This is a genomic window from Burkholderia cepacia (genome assembly GCF_001039005.1).
GTDB classification, from domain to species: domain Bacteria; phylum Pseudomonadota; class Gammaproteobacteria; order Burkholderiales; family Burkholderiaceae; genus Burkholderia; species Burkholderia theae.
Genome location: NZ_LDWR01000055.1, coordinates 66775 through 89169, shown reverse-complemented (window position 1 = coordinate 89169; position 22395 = coordinate 66775). Strand labels below are relative to the sequence as shown.

Below are 22395 nucleotides of genomic sequence, written 5' to 3'. Positions count from 1 at the left end.
GTGCATGCGAATCTTTCGTTTCAGAAAAAAATCCGGCTGTCCGTAGCATGGGATTCACGCGGGGCAGCCGTCCCGTCTTCTGACAAAGGAAGAGACCATGCAAGGAACGCTTTCCCCGCGCGCCGCGCCTTCCGTCGATGCGGCAGTGCAGCAACGCCGCCGCGCCATCGTCGCGACCGTGATCGGCAACGGCCTCGAATGGTTCGACTTCACCGTCTACAGTTTCTTCGCGGTGATCATCGCGAAGCTGTTCTTTCCGACCGGCAACGAACTGACGTCCGTGCTGCTGACCGTCGCGACGTTCGGCGTCGGCTTCTTCATGCGGCCGGTAGGCGGCATCGTGCTCGGCGTTTATGCCGACAAGGTCGGACGCAAGGCCGCGCTGTCGCTCACGATCCTGCTGATGGCGGCCGGCACCGCGCTCATCGGGATCGCGCCGACCTATGAGCAGGCTGGCATCGCCGCGCCGCTGCTGATCGTCGTCGCGCGATTGCTGCAAGGCTTCTCGGCCGGCGGCGAGATGGGCGGCGCCACCGCATTCCTCACCGAATACGCGCCGCCGGAGAAGCGCGCGTATTACTCGAGCTGGATCCAGTCGAGCATCGGCTTCGCGGTGCTGCTCGGCGCGGCGACCGGCACGTTCGTCACGACGTCGCTCGACGCGCAGGCGCTGCATAGCTGGGGCTGGCGGTTGCCGTTCCTGCTCGGGATCATCGTCGGGCCGGTCGGTTATTTCATCCGCAGCCATATCGAAGAAACGCCCGCTTTCAGCGCCGTCGAAGCGCAGGTGAAGGAGAGTTCGCCGCTGAAGGAAGTGCTGTCCACCTACCCGCGCGAGACGTTCGCGAGCTTTTCAATGGTCATCCTGTGGACCGTCTGCACCTACGTGCTGCTCTTCTACATGCCGACCTATTCCGTGCGCACGCTGCATCTTCCGCAGTCGACCGGTTTCGCGGCCGGCATGGTCGGCGGGCTGATGATCATGTGCTGCTCGCCGATCGTCGGCCGGCTCGCCGACGTGTGGGGACGACGCGTGTTCCTGTCCGGCTCGGCGCTCGCGGTCTTCGTGCTCGCGTGGCCGATGTTCGCGTGGATCAACCATGCGCCCGGGTTCGCGTCGCTGATCGTGTTCCAGGCCGTGTTCGGCGTGCTGATCGCCGTCTATACGGGGCCGATCCTCGCGGCGTTCGCGGAGCTGTTCCCAACCAAGGTGCTGTCGACCGGGCTTTCCGTTGCGTACAACTTCGCGGTCACGATCTTCGGCGGGTTTGCCCCGTTCCTGATTACGTGGCTCATCGCCCGCACGGGCAGCAACATGGCGCCCGCCTTCTACGTGACTCTCGCGGCGGCAGTCAGCTTCGTCGGGACGCGGTTCGTGAAGGATGCGAAGCGGCCTGCCTCCACGACTCGATAAGGAAATTTCCCCATGACCATTACTGTGCTTCAAGGCGGCAACGTGCTCGACCTCGAACGAGGCGTGTTGCTCGAACATCATCATGTCGTGATCGAAGGCGAGCGGATTGTCGAAGTCACCGATCGGCCGGTGGATTTTCCGAATGCGCAAGTGATCGACGTGCGCGGCAAGACCGTGATGCCGGGGTTCATCGATTGCCATGTGCATGTGCTGGCTTCGAATGCGAATCTCGGTGCGAATGCGACGCAGCCGAATATTCTCGCGGCGATTCGGTCGCTGCCGATTCTCGATGCGATGTTGTCGCGTGGGTTTACCAGCGTGCGGGATGCGGGGGGCGCGGATTGGAGTTTGATGCAGGCGGTCGAGACGGGGCTGGTTTCAGGGCCGAGGATTTTTCCGTCGGGGAAGGCGTTGTCTCAGACCGGCGGGCATGGGGATTTTCGGCCCCGGGGGGATTTGCTGGAGCCCTGCTCTTGTTGCTTTCGGACGGGGGCGATTGCGCGGGTCGTCGATGGCGTTGAAGGGGTGCGGCTCGCGGTGCGTGAAGAGATTCAGAAAGGCGCGACGCAGATCAAGATCATGGCTTCTGGTGGGGTTGCTTCGCCGACTGATCCGATCGCGAACACGCAGTATTCGGAGGACGAGATTCGGGCCATCGTCGATGAGGCCGAGGCTGCGAATACTTATGTGATGGCGCACGCGTATACGGGGCGGGCGATTGCTCGGGCTGTGAGGTGTGGCGTGCGGACGATCGAGCACGGGAATCTCGTGGATGAAGCGGCGGCAAAGCTCATGCATGAGCATGGGGCGTTTGTGGTGCCGACGCTGGTGACTTATGACGCGCTTGCGAAACATGGGGCGGAGTTCGGGATGCCTGCCGACTCCGTTGCGAAGGTGGCTTCCGTGCAGCAGAAAGGTCGCGAGTCACTGGAGATCTATGCAAAGGCCGGCGTGAAGATGGGGTTCGGGTCGGATCTGCTTGGCGAGATGCACGCGTTTCAGTCGGGCGAGTTTCGGATTCGGGCGGAAGTGCTCGGGAATCTGGAAGCGCTCAGGTCGGCGACGACGGTGGCGGCGGAGATTGTGAATATGACGGGGCAACTGGGTGTCGTGGCCGCCGGTGCGATTGCCGACATGGTCGTGCTCGATGGAAACCCGCTCGACGATATCGGCGTCGTGGCCGGTGAAGGCGAGCACGTCGCTTATGTGATGCAGCGCGGGCGGATCGTGAAGGCGCGGGACGGCGGGCGTTGACGCGTCGTTCGCGAATGCACGTGGACATTCGGGACGTCGCTTGAATCCGGATGCATCCGAGTCAATCGAATCCATCCGATTGTTTCGGCACGCACGGTGCGGCCTCACGGGCCTTGCGGTGGTGACAGTTGTTGAAGATGGCTGTGGGCGCGAATCGCAATGTCCGAGGCTATGGCCAGGGCGGTCTCGCCCCGGCGGTCAGTCACGTTCGTGCAAAGCCTGCTATCCACTCACAAGAGCCGCATCAAGCAGCCCTTGCTTGTTATGCCGGCGAGTCTTCCGGTTCAGGATCGTGGTAAGGCTGCTCTCGCAGCGCCAGCTGGCGGTTGTCCGGCGAGATCGTGATCTGCCGGGTGACGTAGTTGACGTCAAGGTATACGCGGTCGCCCGGCTTGAATCCAAAGATCTTGAAATCAATATCGATCGCCTTCATCCACGGCAGGTAAGGCCAGCCACGCTTGGGAAGGTCCGGATAGTTGCGGAGGACCAGCTCAAACGTCTTGTTCATGTTGACCGGTTTGTTCTTCCTGCGACGTGACTTACTATTGGCGTCAGCCATTTCCGACTCCTGAGACGAGTTGGTGGTGGTCAGCGGGTCGTATGGGTTGCCGCCCATGCGGCCCGCGCTTTTTGTTGCCGTGGATTTCCCTACTCTCTCCCTTCGCTGCGTCTTGTTGCACAAGACGGACTTTTTCCGTCCGTCGGTGCGAAGGGGGCTGCGACCAACTCCGATGGGCGAGAAGCAAGGCTTCATGACCAGTGTAGTCGCGCTGGCATCTCAGAAATGGGGAGTTGGGGGGGATTGGCCAAAGGGCATAGGGATGTTCCCGCACAAGACCGACCGAGAAGTCAGGCTACACGGATGACATTTAGAAATTCCTGGGTCAATGGTTGGACAGGAAAATATAAATTCAGTAGGTCCTTTGCTGTTGATATCGGCAGATGGCCATCAAAGCGAAAATGCTTTGTGTACTGCCGTCCATCAACTCGCTCTCCCCGCGACAAAATCTGTTGACGTTCCTCGGCTGTATGCAATTGTGTCGCACCATCGAGGTGGGACACAAAAGAAAGGGACTTATCAATTTGAGCATGAACATAGAAGGTTTCGTCAGAAACATCAAGGAGTTGCCACCCTTGAAATTCTATGAACGAATCACGTTCCTTCGTGTGACCTAGGAGAGTTGCAACTACGGCCTTTCCTTGATAGAGAGTCCAGTCTGGAACGTGAAACATAGATTTCTGAACTCGCCCATGAGACAGCAACGCTCTCGCAAGAGCCTGACTGAACGGGATACCAATTATCGGTGCACGCTTCAATCTAACATCCACTCGGTTAACCCGAAGGCGTGCTCCATTCCAAAGAGTTATATCCGAAAGTAAGTATTCAGTTATCCCTCTACATTCGGGGGAAACGTAAACTTCTTCTTCTCCGTAGAACAGGCGACCGTTAGCTTCGGAGAGTTCACGGCAGTAAACCAGTCCATCATCGTCAAGAGCATCGTCCAAGGAACGTGTGAGCTGCATGACCTAGCGCTCGCAAGGGACAACCCACCAGTAGGGTGTCAAGTTGATGGGGGGGGTTACGGCTGGTGTGCATCGTAGAGGTCCGTCCAAGTAAGCCGACTAATGCCAGACGAGCCGAAGGCAAATACCGCATGCACCGGGATAAGTTCCCCGAATTCGAGGAACTTACCTCGGTCAATTGACTGAAATGCGCGGCTATAGAACGTAATGCCATCCTCTGGCAGAAGTACGGCATATTTGCACCCAACGCGATTGATACGACCTGTTTCCTTCAGGAGTTCCCCAAAGATCTTGTGAACGGTATTGTGTCGATCAGATGAGTTATGGCTTTTCGCCTCAATTACCCAGCAAATCCCCGCTACAGATTGAAACTCAAGATCCGCAAAGCTCTTCGACTTGCAGTTCTTGTTCTGCAACTTCGCAATGCGGAGTTCGTTGTCCGAGTGTGTTTGTAAGGCTGTGAAAAAAGCATCGATTAGTTCTTGTTCTGGTTTTCGGGTTGACACGATAGTAAAATGTAAGAATTGTAGATTTGAACGTTTGTTTTGGCGAATTGACGCTACGACCTCAACCAGACCCGAACGCCCGTTCTCGATCAGCTCAATTTCCGCCATGCACGGGTGGGCATAGCCAGGTAGAAAAGCCGAAGGCTTAAGCGGCGGCCTTGGAGAATCAACACTGACCGTCCGCCTCTCGCTGAGAGTAGCCCTTCAAGCGGTGTGGCTGCAAAAGGTCCATGTAAGTCGCGATCGATAGGCAACAGATGTAAGCCGGTAAGCAATCATCCGACGCGTACAGGCCGAACAGCGGCAATGGCCGAAAATGGATTACCAAAAACCAATTTCAGCGGCTGCTGAAAGTCTGCGCCCCGGCGGCGATTGACTGCAATTCCGAAACAACTCGAACAGCTTCGGATCCTTGCGCCATTCGACTGCATCGTTCTTGTCCAGAAGGAGTTCACCTTCAATCAATTCCGCCCAGCCAGCAACAGTATGAGTTTCGCTTGCTGCGGCCTCAAGTACCTTAAGCCGGCGGACAATGAGAGCGGTACTGTTGTCCTCAACCGACCAAACCGCTTCGTCTGCTCCCCATTGCAACCACCGCATCATGTCGGGCCAGCGAAGCGTGAGCGCGATCCAACGTGCATACTGTTCGAGCGAAGGGGCACGCCAGAAGGGATCGACACGCCGCCGCTCGTTACGCAAAGCCAAGTAGAGACGTGCCAGATTGACCATGCGCTTAATCTCGCGGGGATTACCCGCGCTATAGCGTCCAAGTTCGCGAACGATGCGCCCGACGTCCCTACTGTCGTTCGACGGATCGGCAGTTGCCTCTCGATCAGACTGATGTGTATCACCTTCGCCAGAATCCGCAAACTCACCAGGCTTATTGGTGGCATCCTCAAGCGGACGCTGGTCGTCAATCGTCGAGAGGGCGACGGACGAGGCTGTAGGGGCGACGGACACGAAGCTCGTCGCCGCACCCAGCGATTTAAGATATTCATTGAGATTTGCCTGAGGTGGGATCGTAAATGGCAATTGGACGAACTTGTCCATGAAACGCCAACCGAGCGGCACACCGCGCTCGTAACTAGGCAACCTCTCGCGGATCTCCTCGTGCGCCTTTTCGAGCGCGGCAGCAACCATCTGCGGATCCATACCGATCACGAACATGCACCGGTAAGTATCACTCGCCAGTAGCATACTTACACCCTCTACTACACTTGCGATTTTAGTTGGAGAACAGCGATCGAGATCATCGATAAAAATTACGATTGGTGTGAATGTGTCCACGCCTTCCTTCGGTGCTGCGGCGAGCACCCGTCTCAAGTCAGCGTGAATCTGATGAATCGCCCCTACCGATTGGGCATAGTCCGGCATGGTAAGGTACGGTGCCAAACTGAGTTCAGCTGGTTCTTCGTGAGTTTTCTCGCGAGTCGCCCAATAGCGAAACGCGAGATAAACCGAGAGAAGAACCGGGCCGATAATACCACCCCAATAACCCATTTTGCTGATGCTTGTGGCTAGTGGGCCGAGGTCTGGGAATACAGTTTTAGCAGCCCCTAAGCCGAATAAAGAGAGGATGGCACCGACTCCCACCAGGAGCGCACGCCGAACGTTCGTCCACCAAATGGTAAGTATGCGATCGTAAATCTTTCGCCGCACAACACCATCATCGATTCGAGAAAGATGAAGTCTGAGGAGAAAGGCTTCGCGCTGCACGACAGGGAGCCGATCGCTGATCTGAGATACGATCGCATCGACCAAACCCGCCCACACCTGTTCGCAAGATTCGTACTTCCACGCATTAAACCAAACCGTGAACAGCCCCTTAGGGCGAACCGGTGGTGTTGCAGCCCCTTCTTTTTGAGGTACGGCTTTCGTATAAGCGTCGTGCAGAAAATTGGGGCCAATGTCCTCCTTTCGCTCAAGAAACCGCAGAACCGAGCCGAGACTGAGCGCTCCACCAGCTGTCTCCCCGACCTTGGGGCGATGCGCATCGCGGACGTGCTCCGGATCAAGACGTTCTCGGATCATCTGCATCAGCGATGATTTACCCGTACCCCAGGGCGCTTGCACGCTGACACTTAGTGGTGCAGGGGTACTTGGATTTTCGAGGAACGAAGCGATCGCATGTGCATAGGCAACATATCCAAGTCGATCTTGGATCGACGCGGTATCGTTGTGCAAGCTCATCAGAACCTGCCCGTTCAGCACATCCTCATAGGCTTCGAGGAGTGCATTTTGTTCGATACCCATCACCCGCAAATAGTCGATAAAGATGCCAGTGCTTTCCAGCAAAGCACGGACAAGATCATCGACAGTGAATTGCTTGCGGTTCGATCTTCTGGCGCGCTCCGCAGCACGGTCGAGTATGGTGCCAGCGTTGTTCGTGGTCCGTGCGAAATGACCACCCTCGATCTTTTGGGGGGCGCTCCAATGGCTCCCGAACAGTTGTTTCCAGGCCGCTTCGTAGCGATCCCCTGCTAGGTCTCGAATCGCGGCATCAAAGGCCCCGACGGAGCGATCGCGACCGAGACGCGCAAAGGCATCAGTTTGCTTTGCATCCGCAAGCGCGAATAGCAACAACTCAGATGTTAGCGCGGGCTCATTCTTGGATCGGCCGAGCGCGTGCGCAACAGAGAGCACGGCTTGGGCAGCGAGTGAAGGGCTCCATTTATTCCGTGCCTCTGAATCCTCGTCAGCGAGCGACGACAAGGGTACCAGTTCATAGATAGCCGCAGTTAGAGCGTCAAAATCATCAACTTCCGGGCCAGGCGTCGAAATCGTGATCGAGGTGCCTGGCCTGTCTGTCCAGCCATTCCGGATCAGCACGTTAAGCGTGATCTGGAAACTCTCAACTAGGGGCAGCCGCGCAGTCCCGGTTCCCATCAGAGGTACCCATAATGTACGTAGCGACTGCAGACGGCTATCTCGCAGACATTTCTCGAAATTGTGTTCAAGCAAATGCGCAGGCGGCTGACCGTCGATCGTCACAACATAGCACAGCAGGGCTCGCCCAGCTGGCGTTATGAAATATCCGTCGCTCAGATCGTCGGTGGTGGGAAGGTTTTTTCGACCAAGGCCGAAAGATTCCAGCACGTATTGATTCAGAGCACCGGGTGTTCCGTGAGCATCGATTGAAAGGAAGACTGCATCGCCTTTAGGTAAATCAAGCGACTTCACTACTACGGTTTCACCAAGCCTTGTGTCGATTCTATCGCGCGCTTCCATGCCTGCCCCGATTCAATATTGTCTGGCGGTGAAATTCAGCAACCATTTATCTACCACATTCAACCTACAATGCTACGACTGTCTTGTCGAAAGATTTTCGACGATTTTTGGGAGCGCGTCGACCGGTTGAATCCGCAACCCGTTGCAGCCCTTCGACTTGGCATCGATAGTCCGGCTAGTTATACGGCATGAACGGCCGGTCAACGGAAGCCCCGCTAGGAGGCACCCGCTAATTCGAGCACGTGGTTATGAGTTGCGCGGCGCTCTTACGCGAGGTCGGCGGGCTGTCGCCGCTACTGGCGTTTGTTTCACAGCAGGTGATACGCACAAGCTTAGATCGATTCATGCCTGCCATCTTGCCCCGTTGAGTGCCAATTCTTGAATTATTTCGACACAAGGCTTCATTTCCCTCTAACGACTCAACCTGGTCGGTAGAGTCATTTCAGGCCAAGTTTTATAAATACCTGCGACCACATACAGTAAGTTTTGCGGTGAAAACCGGGAAATTTAATGTTAAATCTCCATGGCACCGTCGTAACCAGTTTAGGTTTATCAGAGTTCCTCGAAGATAGTGACCATGTGTTTGTCGCCTCGACGATACCCAGGCCGCTCACCAACGAAGTGTTCTCCAGTAGTTTTCAAGTCGGAAATCTTTGCAATATTACAAAGATCCCATTCGTGACCTGGGGTGACGTGACCACCTTGCGTTTGGTAGCAGCGCAGGACGTTATTTCCGACCGTCGACACGCCCACAGCATGCGGCTCTACTACTCGGGCGAATCCATCGTATGTGAAAGACAAAACTTCACGGTTACGAATAGCATCAATGAGTATTTTCAGCATCGCAACAGACTCCTATGAGATACGCAGTAGAATATAAATCTCTCTCCCCTCCAATCTGACCGATCTAATTTATTCCGCATCAGAAGGATCATGATTCTTGAGATCAGCGAACTTGGCTGCCATCGTCGGGTTGCCCCGAGTCAATCTCTTGATCGTCACATCCTGCGCCTTGTCATTCGCAAGACGAAGATTCCGATCGGTACCGAGTAGAGCCTCCTTCGTCTTCTGCAGATGGTCGATTGACTTGTCGATCTCATCGATTGCCGTTTGGAAACGCCTGGAGGCAAGATCATAGTTTTTCCCGAATGCGGCCTTGAACGCCTCAAGTTCAGTTTCGAAATTCGTAATGTCTACGTTCTGTGCCTTGACGAGTGCCAGCTCCGACTTGTACTTGAGCGAGTTCATCGCGGCATTCCGTAGAAGCGTGATGATTGGAAGAAAAAACTGCGGTCGGACAACATACATCTTCGGGTAGCGATGGAACACGTCCACGATCCCCGTGTTGTACAGTTCGCTGTCGGGCTCTAGCAGGGAAACCAGCACCGCATACTCGCACCCCTTCTCAGTACGATCCTTGTCAAGCTCCTTCAGGAAATCCTCATTCTTGTTCTTCGTCGCGGTGCGATCGCTCTCGTTCTTCATTTCGAACATGATTGAGACGATCTCAGTACCAGCGTCATCCGAGTCGCGAAAAATGTAGTCGCCCTTGCTACCAGTCCGCGCGTCGTTGTCTTTCTCGAAATATGCTCTGGGAAACGCCGTCGCTCGAATACGGTTGAACTCGGTTTCGCAGTGCTGCTCGAGGGTTTCGCCAACCATCTTGGTTGACAAGCGAGCCTTCATGTCCCGGAGACGCTCAATCGCATCATCACGATCTTTGATCTGCGTCTCGTACTTGTCCTTGAGCGACTTTTCTGCGAGTTGCGTCTCGAGCTTCGCTCGCTCGAGGCCACTCTTCAGTTCGTCGCGCTCTTTCTCGACCGAGCTGACTGCCTCGGTGATCTCAAGTTTCTTCGCAACTTCGATGGCGTCGAGCTTAGCCTTTAGGCTTTGAATCTCAGCGTCCTTCGTGGTCGCAGCTTTCTGCAGTTCATTCGCAAGCCTCGCCTCAGCGAGCTCAGTGGCTGCTTGTATGGCGTGCTTCGTCTGCTCAAGCTCGTTTGCAAGAGCATTACGCTCTTTTTCTACGGTACTAAGGGCCTCAGTCACAGCGAGCTGTCGCGCAACCTCTCCGGCATCGAGCCTGGACCTCAGTTCCTGGATCTCGGCATCTTTAGCTACGGCGGCCATCTGTAATTCGTTGGCGGCCTTCGTTTGGGCTAGTTCGACGGCATTCCGCTTGTCCTGCTCGGCAAACTCGAGCCGTTCGTGCAACTGCTTCTCGAATTCACCATCGCGAACTTGCTTCAATATGTCCGCATACCCAGCCTCGTCGATCTTAAATGCCTTCCCGCAGTGCGGGCAGATGATTTCATTCATGTCTACGTTTCCCCCGCCATTATCAGAATCTGCTTGAGCATCTCGCGAACGGTTCTTTTTTCCTCAGGCACCGCAGTCCGGTAAGCATACTAACTCTCTGCGAGCTGGACTCTGGCCATAGCCTTAACCGTCACAGACGACGTGACGATGTTCGACTGGCAAGAACCACTAATAGACCAGACGCTCAGGACTGGAATCGTCACATCCCTCCAAAGGATATAGACTCGCCCCACCTGCTCGATCGTGACCACCAAGGTATTCGGCCCACCATCCTGGTTATCACCAAGCAACAATGCCTGCACCACCGCATCCGCCGGCTTCCGCCTCACCGGCAACTCGGCAAACCGAAACGCTGCGGCGTCATCGCTGAACACGTCGGTATAAAACATCTCGTTATCGAAGATAACGGCAATATCATCCGTCGACTTGAGCCCCGCATCCACAGTCCCCACCCAAGTCTTCAAAAGTGGAACAATTGTCACAAGAAAACTCTTCTTCCCGTCATCCGACTTGAAGAGCAGCCCGTCCGCTCCCCCCCGGCGTCATCCCGTCATCGGCGATAACGCTCTGAACGCTACTCCCCACCTTCCCGGAAAACCCTTTCGCCTTGACAGTCCCCACAAGCTTTACCAGCTTCGCATTCAACTCGACGGTGTATTTCTTGTCTAAATCCGCCCGATCTTCCATCCGAGCCGCACTCACTGCCTCGGCAGCCTTCTTCCGATCCGCGAGATAAGAATCCGTCGGCGACGCAACCACCTTCGCCCCGACAACAGCAACCAGAGTCAGGAGCACAACCGCCCCGACTTTCAGTTTGGAAATGCTTTTCATTCTTATATGACGTCCCCGAAACCAATCCCGAATGCAAAACGGCTGCCGTGACCCCACGGCAGCCGTCCCTCAGAAACGCCTCATTCTAAATCGCCAAACAGACTTTATTCATCCACCTTGAAAGCCGACACCAGTTTTGTCAATTCCGCCGCCTGCTGTTTCAAACTCGCCGCCGCTGCCGCGCTTTCTTCGACCAAAGCCGCATTCTGCTGCGTCATCTGATCCAAAGACTGCACCGCATCCCCAATCTGATCGATCCCGGCACTCTGCTCCAGGCTCGCCTCGGCAATCTCGCTCATCATCGCGCTGACGCCTTGAACCTGCGAGACGACATCACTCATCACCTTCCCCGCCTCACTAACCAACCGCGACCCGGTATTCACCGTGCCCGCGCTGTGCTCGATCAGCGCCTTGATCTCCTTCGCCGCCTGCGCGCTACGCTGCGCCAGATTCCGCACCTCCGAAGCAACGACAGCAAACCCGCGCCCCTGCTCCCCCGCTCGCGCCGCTTCCACCGCCGCATTCAACGCAAGAATGTTCGTCTGAAACGAAATACTGTCGATCATCACGATGATCTCGGAGATCCGCTGCGACGCGTTGCTGATCTGCTCCATCGTGCTCACCACTTCGCCCACCACCTGCCCGCCGCGCGCCGCCGTATCCGACGCGCCGTTGATCATCTTCGCGGCGGTCGTCGCCGTCTCGGTGTTGTTCCGCACCACGGCCGTAATCTCTTCCATCGACGAAGCCGTGCGCTCCAGGTTGCTCGACTGCCCTTCGGTGCGTTCGCTCAGATCCGCATTCCCCGACGCGATCTGCGCCGAGCCGGTCGCGATCGACGCGGACGCCGCGCGAATCCGGTGAACCAGCGTCGACAGCGACGACACGAAACGGTTGAACGCATCCGACAACTGCCCGATCTCGTCCTGGCTCTCGACCGTCATGCGGCGCGTCAGGTCGCCCTGGCCGCTGGCGATCTCCGACAGCAGCGTCGCCGCACGCCGGATCGGCGCGGCAATCGCGCGCCCGACCAGCCAGATCACGAGCAATGCGACACCGAGGCCCACCACCGCCGCGACCAGCGCCGCGCTGCGGATCGCGCGCGTCACGGGCCCGAGCAGCTCCGCCTCCGGCACCTCGACGACGACATACGCATTCAGCTCCGGAATGAACGACGTCGCGATGAAGCGCGCGCCGCCGTCGCCGTTGTAGCTCAGATACGCATACGGCTTGCCGGCGAGCAGCGTCGACGACGCATCGCCCGGCAGGCCCGGCTGGTCCTTCATGAAATGCTTGCCGTCGATCAGCGACGTATCGCGATGCATCATGATCGCGCCGTCGGGACGCACGAGATACGCGAACCCGGTCTCGCCGATCCGGTAAGCGGCAATGCCCTTCGCGAGCGCATCGACGGACAGGCTCATGCAGGCGGCGCCGATCGGCACGCCGTCGATTTCGACACGGCTGTTGATGAACATCATGTAGCCGCCGAGCGTTACCTCGCGATCCATGTTCACGTCGAACGCCTTGCCGGACGACAGGAAGCCGGTCAGCCATTGATCCTTGTCGGTGACCTTCCGCTGCAGGCCGGCTTCGTTGTAGTAGTTGCCGCTCTTCACGGACACCCACTGCACGGACGCCGCCTTCTGCTCGTCCTTGATGTTCTTCGCCAGCTGGATCCAGTTGCGCGTGCCGGCATCAGGTTCGCCGTCGGCTTCCCACTGCAGCAGGAACGCATCGCGTGCAAGAATACGCGACGCGGCGATCGGCCCGGCCATCTGCCGCTGCACGTCGGCGCGAATGCCGTTCACTGCCGTCGGCAACTCTTCGCGCACGACGCGGTCGCGCACCGCGTTGCCGATCAGACGGATGCTGAGTCCGCTCGAAATCGCGACGAACACGAGCAGGCAACTCGTCATGCTGAGAATCAGCTTGTTCTGAATGGAAAGCTTGCGCCAGAAATGCATGGGGAACCCTCGATAACCGCTCGGTCTGAGCCAGTTTGGGATATCGGCATGCACGCGCGGAAGCGCATCGCTGATTTCAGATATCGATCATGCGAGATTCGTTATGTCGTTGACAGGCGGGCATATGCGGCCGCCTATACGCGCAGGATCAGTACAAATCAGTACGCAACGAAGATCGTCACGCGCCGATTCCGCGCCCGCGCGGCGGCATCGGCGCCCGTCACGAGCGGCTGCGTATCGGCCCGCCCGATCGCCGCGAGCCGGTGCGGCGCCACGCCGCGTTCGGTCAGGTAGCGCACGACGATCCCCGCCCGCGCCGACGAAAGCTCCCAGTTCGATTCGTATTTCGCGTTCGCGATCGGCACGCTGTCCGTGTGTCCTTCGACGAGGATGTCGCCCGTCGCATGCGCGCTCAGTGCCTGCGCGATCTGGTTCAGCACGGGCGATGCATCGGGCAGCAAGCGCGCATCGCCGACGTTGAACAGGATCTTCGCGTCGATGCCGATCTCGACACCGTGCGGCGCTTTCACCAGCGATATCCGGCCGTTGGTCTTCAACGAATCGAGCAACGCGAGCCAGGCCGGTGCGCGTTCCGGCACGGCACTACTCGCAGCACCACCGGCGTGCCGCGCAAGCGTCTGATATCGCGCGTCGAGCGCGTTGTATTTCGCAAGCTGGAGCACATACAGCGCGAGAAACAGCACCATCAGCGTCGTGATGAGATCCGCGTACGAAATCAGCCAGCGTCCCGACTGCGCGCCGTCGAGTTCATCGTCGTCGCGGTCGGCGGTGGTCGCGCCGTCAGTTCGGGCTGTCATGCCGAAGATCCCCGTTCGTCGTACCGCATACGCAGCCCATCACGCGAGCGATTCCGCCGCGCGCCCGCGTACGTCGCCGGTGAGGCGCGTCTCGATCGTATGCGGCGACTCCTTGCGCGAAATCGCCAGCAAGCCGTCGAGATACAGCTTGCGGAACCGCAGCTCGCTATCGATCTGCGCGCGCAGCTTGCCGTAGAGCGGCAGGAACACGAGGTTCGCGAACGCCAGCCCGTACAGCGTCGCGACGAACGCGACCGCAATACCCGGCCCAAGCTGCGCGGGTTCGAGAATATGGCTCGTCACCTGCACGAGCCCGAGCACCGAGCCGAGAATGCCGAACGTCGGCGCATATCCGCCGGCCTGCTGCCACACACGAACGGCGGCCAGGCGGCTGCGCTCGTACGCGTCGAGTTCGCGCTGCAACGCATCCTCGAGCACGGCGGTCGACACGCCATTGGCCAGCAACTCGAGCCCGCGGCGCGCGAACGGATGAATGCCGCTGACGTCCATCGATTCGAACGCGAGCAACCCGTCGAGTTTCGCGCGGTCGCCCCATTCGAGCAGGTCGGACAGGTTCTTGCGATCGACCTCGCGCGCACGCACGAACGCGAGCCGCAACTGCTTCACCGCATCGAAGAAGCGTGCCCAGGTGTTCTGGATCATCACCGCGCCGAGCGTGCCGCCGAGCACGATGACGAGCGCTTCGAACTGGAACAGCATCGAGAAATGCCCGCCTTCCAGCGAAAAACCGAACACGATCGCCGCGCCGCCGAGCAGCACACCGGCCAGGGTCAACAGATCCATACGCGCCTCCGTGTCATGCATCCGATGCCGATGCGACGGACATGGTGCCCGTCGCAGGTGCCTTGGCCGCACGAACGGCATCCAGCACACGTCGCACGATGTCCTCGATCTCGATCGGATCGAGCTTGAGCTCGCGGCGCATCACCCACGACACCTCGTTCCGCCGCGCCTCGGTCATCACGGAAAACAGCTTGTCGGCCACCGCGCGATCGTCGAGGTTCGCGATCAGCTTCGCGAGATCGTACGTATCAAACCCGCTGATCACGTCGAACAACGTGCGCTGGTCGACCCACACGAGATCCTCCAGCGCGCGCACGTCGCCGCCGCGACGCGCGTTGCGCCGCGAGAAGTATGCGACGCCCTTTTGCTCGACGTAGCTGAGCACCTTCGATTTGCGGAACGCGAACACCTCTTCGGCAATCTCGCCGTTGGACAGCTTGTTGAGCAACAACGTCTTCTCGACGCCGATCAGCGATTCGAGATCGGCCAGCTCGATGAGTTCGAGTTCGCTGTTGATCGACACGTCGAGATCGTGATCGGCAACCTGCTGCGCGCGGTCGATCACGCGCGCGGCATCGAACGTGACGACCTGGCGCGCATCCGATGAAGCCGCATAGTCGGATGCACCGCCGGCCAGGTCGGCCTGCGCGGATTCGATCGTGACGAGGTTGAGCTTCTCCATGCGTCGCAGCATCGCGAGCACGTGCGGCCGCGAATGGCCGGCAATCGCGCGGCACTTGCGGATCACTTCCGCGAGCGGCACCGAGGTCTCGGCCGCATGGGCCTGCATCGGCCGACGTGCCCACGAATCGCCGGATTCGCGCACATCGGCGCCGGCCATCAGCGCGAGCACATGCGCATACGACAGCACGCCCGGCATGAAGTCAGCATGCGTATAGGTCGCGAGCTGGTCGTCCTTGCGCTTCACGCGCCGGATCATGGTCCGCACGATATGGCGCAGCAGCGCCGACACGCGCTCGATTTCATCGTCGAGCATGCCGGCCGGCACGACCGTGAGCTGACAGAATGAAAGCGCCTTCGCGGTATGCGCACGCGGCTCGGCGGCGAGCAAGGCCGATTCCCCGAAGAACTCGCCACGGCCGAGCGTCGCGACGATGACGCGCTTGTCTTCGCATCGCGTGGACAGCTCGACCTTGCCGTCGGTGATCAGAAAGATCACGGGCTCACCCGCGAAACCCTCGGCGTAAATGATTTCTCCTGGCGCCGCCGTACGCGTCCACGATTGCTGACGATTCAAGTCGATTCCCCTGCTGCGCTGACTTTTTTGTCCGGCTGCGCCGCGCTTCATGCGCGATCATCGCCGTTCCCCGTGCTCCCGTTTACGACACGAGCTGGGGGGTTCTTTAACGTCATCGCCTGGGCTGCGGACACGTCATCGGCAGCGAAACGTTTGCGCGGCGGATACGACGCGATGCATCAGGGAAAACGACAAACCACCGCATGTCCGGCGGATCGCCCACGCCCGCGGCGATCCTTACTTCCAGCCTTCAACGCACACGAACGCGCGCGGCTCACTCGTGCACGCCCCACGACACGAGCACCGCATGGATGTTTCGCGCGTACTCGTCCCGCAAGCGCGGCGTTTCCGAGTGATACGCACCGATCGCCTGCCAGGTGTTCCCGTAACGGACCATCTTGCGCTTCAGCATCCACGCGGCGACGTAGATGTTCACGCACGTATCCTTCAACGCGCCCGGCGGCACACCGTAGCGGCGCAACTCGCCGAAGTGCACCGAGTTGATCTGGGTCTGGCCGACGTCGATGCTGCCATCCGCGTTGCGATGCACGGCGGCGGGATTGCCCTTCGATTCGTACCAGGCGATCGCGCGCAGGATCTGCGGGTTGACGCCCTGGTAGCCGGCTGCACGCTCGAAGCAGGCGCTGCCGGGTACGGCGTCGTCGGCACGCACCGGCGCAATGTACAGCGCGGTCAGCAACATCGCGAACCACAGCCATGACGCGCAACCTGCCCGCATCGAGACCATCCGCGTCCGGGTCGTCACGTATCCGTCGCTTCGATCCTGCCGCTTCATTGCGTCATCGCCAGCGCAGCTGTGCCGGCCCCCGTCGTACGCCGCTCGTGCGCGCTTTTCGCGAGCGCGTCGTCGAGCTTCTTGTCCTCGGCGGCGAGCGCCGCACGCGACTCGTCGGTCACGACGAGACGCACCTGAAATTCCGGCGCCTTCTTCACGGGCAGCGCGTGGCGCTGCTTCTTCGTGTGACGCCCGCCCGCCGTCGCCGGCGCGGGTGCCTGCGCTTCGTCGTCACCGCCCGCCCCCGGCGGCAGCGACGCGTACGGCGGCAGCGGCGGAAACACCTGATTGGAGGCGGCAGGGGCAAACGGCGCACCGTCTCCGGGTGGCGCCGCAAACGCGGTGCCGCACACGAGCATGGCCGCACAGATCGACAGTCGTCGCATCGTGATATCTCCTGTCACTGGGTCTGGGTCGGTGCGACTTGCACGCTGTACGGCCGGCAACTCCCGGCCGCGACGTTCTCGACGCGCACCGACGCGCCACGCGGCGTCGCGATGCCGCGCCGGAGCGACTGGTTCAGGTAGCCGAAATCCTGCGGAAGCGCGGCCACGCGAATCGTCATCGGCTGCGTCTGCTTCGACGCCAGCGCGCCGACTTTCGCCAGCAATGCGGTCAGTTGGGGATCGCGTGCGCCAAGCGCATCGGCAGGTATGACGAAATCGACGAGCGGCGTCGACGCAGTGGGCACATCGTTGCGCGCATTCGCGTCCTGACGTCCGGATTGAAGTTGGGCGCAGCCGGCCGACATGACCAACGCAGCGGCACTGACAAGCATGAAGAACGGTTTCACGTGATTCTCTCGCGGGCACTGGACCTGCGTTATCGGCAACGCGTCCGCGATGTTTACCCCGATCGCGCGCGAAGCCCGCCGCACGAGACCTCACGACGCGCGTCGATTCCTCCGATTTAAGCGCCCCATGATCAGACGCCATTCGTCCGATCGTTGAACGCGCCGCACGTGATCCGGCGCGTCAGAACTCCATGTCGAGTTCGTCGATGTCTTCCTGCTCCGCCTTCGCCGCGTCGATCCACTCCGCGACGAACGGATGCGCAAGCACGCGCATGCAGTACTCGGCGATCTCCGGTTCGAGCTTCACGTCGTAGGTCAGGAAGCGCGTGACGACCGGCGCATACATCGCGTCGGCGATACCGATCTCCGCGCCGAACAGCCAGGGCCCGCCGTACGCGGCCAGGCACTCGTGCCAGATCGTCACGATCCGCTGGATGTCGTGCTGCGCGCGCGACCAGATCCGGAAGCCGGGGAAATGCGCGCGCAGGTTCATCGGCAGCGCGGATCGCAATGCGCTGAACCCGGAATGCATCTCGCCGCAGATCGACCTGCAATGCGCGCGCGCATGCCGATCGTCAGGCAGCAGCCGCGCCTGCGGCCGGATTTCGTTCAGGTATTCGGCGATCGCGAGCGTGTCCCACACCGCGTTGCCGTCGTGTGTCAGGCACGGCACGAGAATCGACGGCGACAGCAGCAACAACTCCGCGCGCGACGCGGCGTCGATCGGCACGCTGACCGTGTCGAATGCGAGCCCGCTCAGCTTCGCGAGCAGCCAGCCGCGCATCGACCACGACGAGTAATTGCGGCTGCTGATGGTCAGCGTCGTCTGTCCGGTGGATTCCATGTCGCTCCTCTGCTGAATGCCGTTCGTACCCCTGCACCGATAACGGACGCCGCGCGACGTCACCCGCACCACACCTGTGCGGCAGATTCGCCGAACTGGCGCAGCGCCGCACGATGTCGCGGCACGCATCGCGCGCCGAACCGGTACGGCAATGCATCGCCCCCGGCCAGCCGTCGTCGCGTGCCACCTGCGCCACAGCGTTCCCTTACCGCGTGCAACGCGCGTGCCAGCCGCGTGCTGGCACACGGCTTGCCTCGTTCAATGCAACGCAGCGCAACGAGCGAAGGTCATGAATCTGCTTGCCTATCCGTTTTACCAATGGTCTGCAGAATGCCTGCGCCCGGCGCGTGCATGGGCCGCCACCACACGCGCGACGATGTCGCTGTGGCCGCCTGCGACGTCGACCCCGACGGGCCGCATGCTCGACGCGCTGTGCGAACTGCTCGAATGCTGCGCGTTCTCGCATCGAAGGCCGCCGTTCGGCATCACGTCGATCGTCGTCGACGGCGAAACGGTGCCGATCGTCGAGGAAGCCGCGGCGGTCACGCCATTCGCCACGCTGCTGCATTTCCGCAAGGCGCACCCGGTCGCGCGCCAGCCGCGCGTGCTGATCGTCGCGCCGATGTCCGGGCATTTCGCGACGCTGCTGCGCGGCACGGTGCACACGATGCTCGCCGACCATGACGTGTACATCACCGACTGGCACAACCCGCGCGACATTCCGCTGACGGCCGGACGCTTCGGCTTCGACGAATACGTCGTGCACGTGATCGATTTCATCCGCCATATCGGCCCGGACGCACATGTGCTCGCGATCTGCCAGCCGACCGTCGCCGCGCTCGCGGCGGTCGCACTGATGGCGGCCGGCGGCGATCCGGCGCAGCCCGCGAGCCTGACGCTGATGGCTGGCCCGATCGACTGCCGCGTGAATCCGACGAAGGTCAACGCGCTCGCCACGAGCCAGCCGATCGAATGGTTCGCGCAAAACCTGATCAGCGTCGTGCCGGCGGGCTTCGTCGGGGCGCAGCGGTGCGTGTATCCGGGCTTCGTGCAGGTGGGCGCGTTCATGTCGATGAACCCCGACCGGCACGCGGCATCGTTCGCCGACCTGTATTACGAGCGCGCGAAAGGCGACCCGACGAAGGCAGACACGCTGCGGCACTTCTACGACGAATACTTCGCGACGGCCGATCTCACCGCGGAGTTCTATCTGGAAACGGTCGAGAAGGTCTTCCAGCAATACGCGCTCGCGCGCGGCGAGCTGACGGTCGGCGACACGCTCGTCGAACCGGCGGCGATTCATCGCACCGCGCTATTGACGATCGAAGGCGAGAAGGACGATATCTGCGCGGTCGGCCAGACAGTGGCCGCGCAGGAGCTGTGTTCGGGGTTGCCGCCGTATCTGAAGACCCACCACGTGCAGACGGGCGCGGGCCACTACGGCGTGTTCAACGGCAGTCGCTGGGAAACGCAGATCTATCCGATCGTACGCGCGACGATCCACGACAACGAGCCGTACGATCGCACGGCGGATGCGGACGGCAACGCGAACGGCACGCACTATGTCACGCTGCGTGCGCTGCTCGATGCGCGCGCAACCGGGCCCGATGCAGCGGCCGAAACACGACCGCATCACGCCCACTGAACCCGTGCAGCGGCGCAAAAAAAATCGCCCCGCCGTGATGGCGGGGCGAGATAAACGACAGCCTTCAGGCGACGCGCGAAGAAAGGACCTCGCGCGTCCGGCCCGTGTTACGAGCAGGCCTTGCCGTGCGATGCGTGGTAGCCCTTCGCCTTCGCATCCGCTTCCGACATGTAGCTGCCGTGCTTCGTCTTGCCGTAGTACTTGTCGGTCGAGCAGTGGTAGACCTTCGTGCTGTCGTTAGCCCACACCTTGCCCGGACCGCCGCCCGGCGCCGCAGCTGCGGTCGTCGCAGGCGCGCTCTTCGCGGGTGCGGCACCCGACGCAGCGGCTGCGGAAGCCGCCGTCGCCATCGCGGCCGGCGCGCTGGCGGCTGCAGCAGCCGATGCGCCGTACCAGGTCTTCACGCCCTTGTGGCCGGCGCATGCGCCCTTCTTCGACGCGCCCGAGTAGAACGAACCGTCCTTGCACAAACCGGTCGTACCGGCCGGCGCGCTGGCCGGAACCTGCGCGAACGCACCGAGCGACATACCCATGCCTGCGACCAGCGCGGCGATCAACATCGTCTTTTTCATAGTCCTCTCCTGATTTGCCTGAATGGTGAAAGCGTCTCGGGCGTACCCGAGGGATATCCCGGTTACCGCACCCAGCGGCACACGCGATGGTGGTGGTGATCGTAATGGCACACGCGGTGCGAATGGGCTTCGGCAAGCGTCGGCACGAGGACGACGCAGGCAACGGCCGTCGCGGTCAGGATCTTCGCGATGCGGGTCATGACATTCTCCTGGGTAGGGCAGCCGGTGATCCGGCTGGTACCTCCTTAACGCCGGTCGTCGACACCTCGTGCACGCACTTGCGCCGAATTGACGATCTTTGACAGCGCGTAACAAATCGTCACGCGAAGCTGACAAAAACGCCTCGCATGCTTTCGAAGCTTTCACGACTGAAACCCTTCGGAATTCGAATGAAGCGCTCGTGCGTTGAAGTCGGTCGTTGTTACCGGAGCCGGCAGCGTGCGCCGCGAAAAGACCCAAGAAAAAACCGCCCGAAGGCGGTTTGTCACGAGCATGCGCATGACGCGCAGACAGAATCGACCGGCGGCTACGCCCCCGTCTCTCCCCACGGCGTCGGCGCGGGCACTGCGCACGGCCCGTCGACGTCGATCGACTTGAAATCGGCCGGCCCGACGATCTCCAGATACTCCATGTCCGGCGAGTAATCGAACAGGTAGTGAACGATCCCCGGCGCCTGATGCACGCAGTCGCCGGCGGACACCAGCGTTTCCTGCTCGCCGTACATGAAGCGCGCCCAACCCTTCAGCATGATCACGATATGGAACTCGGCCTCGTGACGGTGCCAGCCGGTGCCCGCCGCCGGTGCATGATTCGCCCTGACGAGCTGCGCGACGACCTTGCCGTTCGTCGCGGCGGCGATGCCGAGATCTCGATACAGGAAGAAGTCGCGCAGGCCTTCGCCTTGATACGCGGTGTCCTGCGGCTTCACATGGCAAAAATGGGTGGTCGTCGGCGTGCTCATCGCGATGCTCCTTCATCGAAAGGATCACGCGTGACAAGCATTTAGCGTTCCAGCAAGGACGGACCGACGGCCGCAACGCTGCCGACTTACTTCAACCGCCCCGACAAAAACTGCCCGAGCCGTTCGCTCTTCGGATTCACGAGAATCTCCTGCGGATTCCCTTCCTCCTCGATCTTCCCCTGATGCAGGAAGATCACGTGGTTCGACACGTTGCGCGCGAAGCCCATCTCATGCGTGACGACGACCATCGTACGCCCTTCCTCGGCGAGCTTCTGCATCACCTTCAGCACTTCGCCGACCAGCTCCGGATCGAGCGCCGACGTCGGCTCGTCGAACAGCATCACTTCCGGCTCCATCGCGAGCGCACGCGCGATCGCGACACGCTGCTGCTGGCCGCCCGACAGGTGCGACGGATACATGCCCTCGACGCGCGGCGCCAGCCCGACCTTCTCCAGATACTTGCGCGCCCGTGCGATCGCTTCATCCTTGCCGATCCCGAGCACGGCCATCGGCGCCTCGATCACGTTCTCGAGCACCGTCATGTGCGCCCACAGGTTGAAGTGCTGGAACACCATCGACAGCTTCGTGCGCATCCGCTGCAGCTGCTTCTGGTCGGCCACGCGCAGCGAGCCGTTGCGGTCGCGCGTGGTCTGGATCGGCTCGCTGCCGATCGTGATCTGCCCCGAGCACGGCTGCTCGAGGAAGTTGATGCAGCGCAGGAACGTGCTCTTGCCGGAGCCGCTCGAGCCGATGATGCTGATCACGTCGCCGGCCTTCGCCTTCATCGACACGCCCTTCAACACCTCGTTGTCGCCGAACTTCTTGTGCAGGTTGTCAACGGTGAGCTTGTACATGCTT

At 60.4% G+C, this 22395-nt stretch carries 23 protein-coding genes; 3 read left to right on the top strand and 20 right to left on the bottom strand.

Annotated elements, in window-relative coordinates; translation table 11 throughout:
* Window positions 1-97 precede the first annotated feature (97 nt).
* Both VL15_RS28950 and VL15_RS28945 read left to right on the top strand, forming a co-directional pair.
* Window positions 98-1414: an MFS transporter gene (locus tag VL15_RS28950; protein WP_048250118.1), complete on the top strand. Its 1317-nt coding sequence runs from the start codon at window positions 98-100 to the stop codon at window positions 1412-1414.
* 12 nt (window positions 1415-1426) lie between these two features.
* Window positions 1427-2668, top strand: coding sequence for a metal-dependent hydrolase family protein (locus VL15_RS28945; RefSeq protein ID WP_048250117.1), 1242 nt, complete (start codon window positions 1427-1429; stop codon window positions 2666-2668).
* Between the two features lie 262 nt (window positions 2669-2930).
* Here VL15_RS28945 and VL15_RS28940 read toward each other — a convergent pair whose 3' ends face one another.
* From VL15_RS28940 to VL15_RS28870, 16 genes are all read right to left on the bottom strand, one after another.
* The gene (locus VL15_RS28940) at window positions 2931-3227 is read right to left on the bottom strand and encodes a hypothetical protein (protein WP_048250280.1); all 297 of its coding nucleotides are present in this window, start codon (window positions 3225-3227) and stop codon (window positions 2931-2933) included.
* A gap of 290 nt (window positions 3228-3517) precedes the next feature.
* Entirely contained in the window at window positions 3518-4192 is a 675-nt protein-coding gene (locus VL15_RS42215) for a hypothetical protein (RefSeq protein ID WP_155420316.1), read from the bottom strand.
* A 56-nt stretch (window positions 4193-4248) separates the two neighbouring features.
* Complete coding sequence (locus tag VL15_RS40775; protein ID WP_230684553.1) at window positions 4249-4806, bottom strand: hypothetical protein; 558 nt, start codon at window positions 4804-4806, stop codon at window positions 4249-4251.
* Between the two features lie 213 nt (window positions 4807-5019).
* Window positions 5020-7926 carry a KAP family P-loop NTPase fold protein gene (locus tag VL15_RS40770; RefSeq protein ID WP_080970986.1) on the bottom strand — a complete coding sequence of 969 codons (2907 nt, stop codon included), beginning with the start codon at window positions 7924-7926 and terminating at the stop codon, window positions 5020-5022.
* Window positions 7927-8478: 552 nt separating this feature from the next.
* Window positions 8479-8769 (bottom strand): hypothetical protein, encoded by a 291-nt coding sequence (locus tag VL15_RS40765; protein WP_080970985.1) that lies wholly within the window; start codon window positions 8767-8769, stop codon window positions 8479-8481.
* 69 nt (window positions 8770-8838) lie between these two features.
* Window positions 8839-10248: a DUF2130 domain-containing protein gene (locus tag VL15_RS28915; RefSeq protein WP_048250112.1), complete on the bottom strand. Its 1410-nt coding sequence runs from the start codon at window positions 10246-10248 to the stop codon at window positions 8839-8841.
* A gap of 89 nt (window positions 10249-10337) precedes the next feature.
* Complete coding sequence (locus VL15_RS42845) at window positions 10338-10730, bottom strand: hypothetical protein (protein ID WP_196319635.1); 393 nt, start codon at window positions 10728-10730, stop codon at window positions 10338-10340.
* Window positions 10731-10749: 19 nt separating this feature from the next.
* Window positions 10750-11079, bottom strand: coding sequence for a hypothetical protein (locus tag VL15_RS42840; protein ID WP_196319634.1), 330 nt, complete (start codon window positions 11077-11079; stop codon window positions 10750-10752).
* 104 nt (window positions 11080-11183) lie between these two features.
* Window positions 11184-13046, bottom strand: a complete 1863-nt coding sequence (locus tag VL15_RS28905; protein WP_048250111.1) for a methyl-accepting chemotaxis protein — start codon at window positions 13044-13046, stop codon at window positions 11184-11186.
* Window positions 13047-13204: 158 nt separating this feature from the next.
* Complete coding sequence (locus VL15_RS28900; RefSeq protein ID WP_048250110.1) at window positions 13205-13864, bottom strand: OmpA/MotB family protein; 660 nt, start codon at window positions 13862-13864, stop codon at window positions 13205-13207.
* Window positions 13865-13903: 39 nt separating this feature from the next.
* Window positions 13904-14668 (bottom strand): flagellar motor protein, encoded by a 765-nt coding sequence (locus VL15_RS28895; RefSeq protein ID WP_048250109.1) that lies wholly within the window; start codon window positions 14666-14668, stop codon window positions 13904-13906.
* Between the two features lie 13 nt (window positions 14669-14681).
* Complete coding sequence (locus VL15_RS28890; protein WP_048250108.1) at window positions 14682-15926, bottom strand: Crp/Fnr family transcriptional regulator; 1245 nt, start codon at window positions 15924-15926, stop codon at window positions 14682-14684.
* A gap of 274 nt (window positions 15927-16200) precedes the next feature.
* Window positions 16201-16629, bottom strand: coding sequence for a lytic transglycosylase domain-containing protein (locus VL15_RS28885; protein ID WP_419188703.1), 429 nt, complete (start codon window positions 16627-16629; stop codon window positions 16201-16203).
* Window positions 16630-16718: 89 nt separating this feature from the next.
* Window positions 16719-17108, bottom strand: coding sequence for a hypothetical protein (locus VL15_RS28880; RefSeq protein ID WP_048250106.1), 390 nt, complete (start codon window positions 17106-17108; stop codon window positions 16719-16721).
* Between the two features lie 14 nt (window positions 17109-17122).
* Window positions 17123-17500: a hypothetical protein gene (locus tag VL15_RS28875; RefSeq protein ID WP_048250279.1), complete on the bottom strand. Its 378-nt coding sequence runs from the start codon at window positions 17498-17500 to the stop codon at window positions 17123-17125.
* 196 nt (window positions 17501-17696) lie between these two features.
* Entirely contained in the window at window positions 17697-18359 is a 663-nt protein-coding gene (locus tag VL15_RS28870) for a glutathione S-transferase family protein (protein ID WP_048250105.1), read from the bottom strand.
* Window positions 18360-18648: 289 nt separating this feature from the next.
* Between VL15_RS28870 and VL15_RS28865 the strand changes: the two genes are divergently transcribed.
* Window positions 18649-20004 (top strand): polyhydroxyalkanoate depolymerase, encoded by a 1356-nt coding sequence (locus VL15_RS28865; RefSeq protein WP_048250104.1) that lies wholly within the window; start codon window positions 18649-18651, stop codon window positions 20002-20004.
* 107 nt (window positions 20005-20111) lie between these two features.
* Here VL15_RS28865 and VL15_RS28860 read toward each other — a convergent pair whose 3' ends face one another.
* From VL15_RS28860 to VL15_RS28850, 4 genes are all read right to left on the bottom strand, one after another.
* Window positions 20112-20576 carry a DUF3761 domain-containing protein gene (locus tag VL15_RS28860; protein ID WP_048250103.1) on the bottom strand — a complete coding sequence of 155 codons (465 nt, stop codon included), beginning with the start codon at window positions 20574-20576 and terminating at the stop codon, window positions 20112-20114.
* Between the two features lie 62 nt (window positions 20577-20638).
* Window positions 20639-20776 (bottom strand): HHHH-motif protein, encoded by a 138-nt coding sequence (locus VL15_RS42835; protein ID WP_164992092.1) that lies wholly within the window; start codon window positions 20774-20776, stop codon window positions 20639-20641.
* A gap of 326 nt (window positions 20777-21102) precedes the next feature.
* Window positions 21103-21537, bottom strand: coding sequence for a cupin domain-containing protein (locus VL15_RS28855; RefSeq protein ID WP_048250102.1), 435 nt, complete (start codon window positions 21535-21537; stop codon window positions 21103-21105).
* Between the two features lie 86 nt (window positions 21538-21623).
* Window positions 21624-22391, bottom strand: coding sequence for an ABC transporter ATP-binding protein (locus VL15_RS28850; protein ID WP_042973307.1), 768 nt, complete (start codon window positions 22389-22391; stop codon window positions 21624-21626).
* Window positions 22392-22395: the final 4 nt, after the last annotated feature.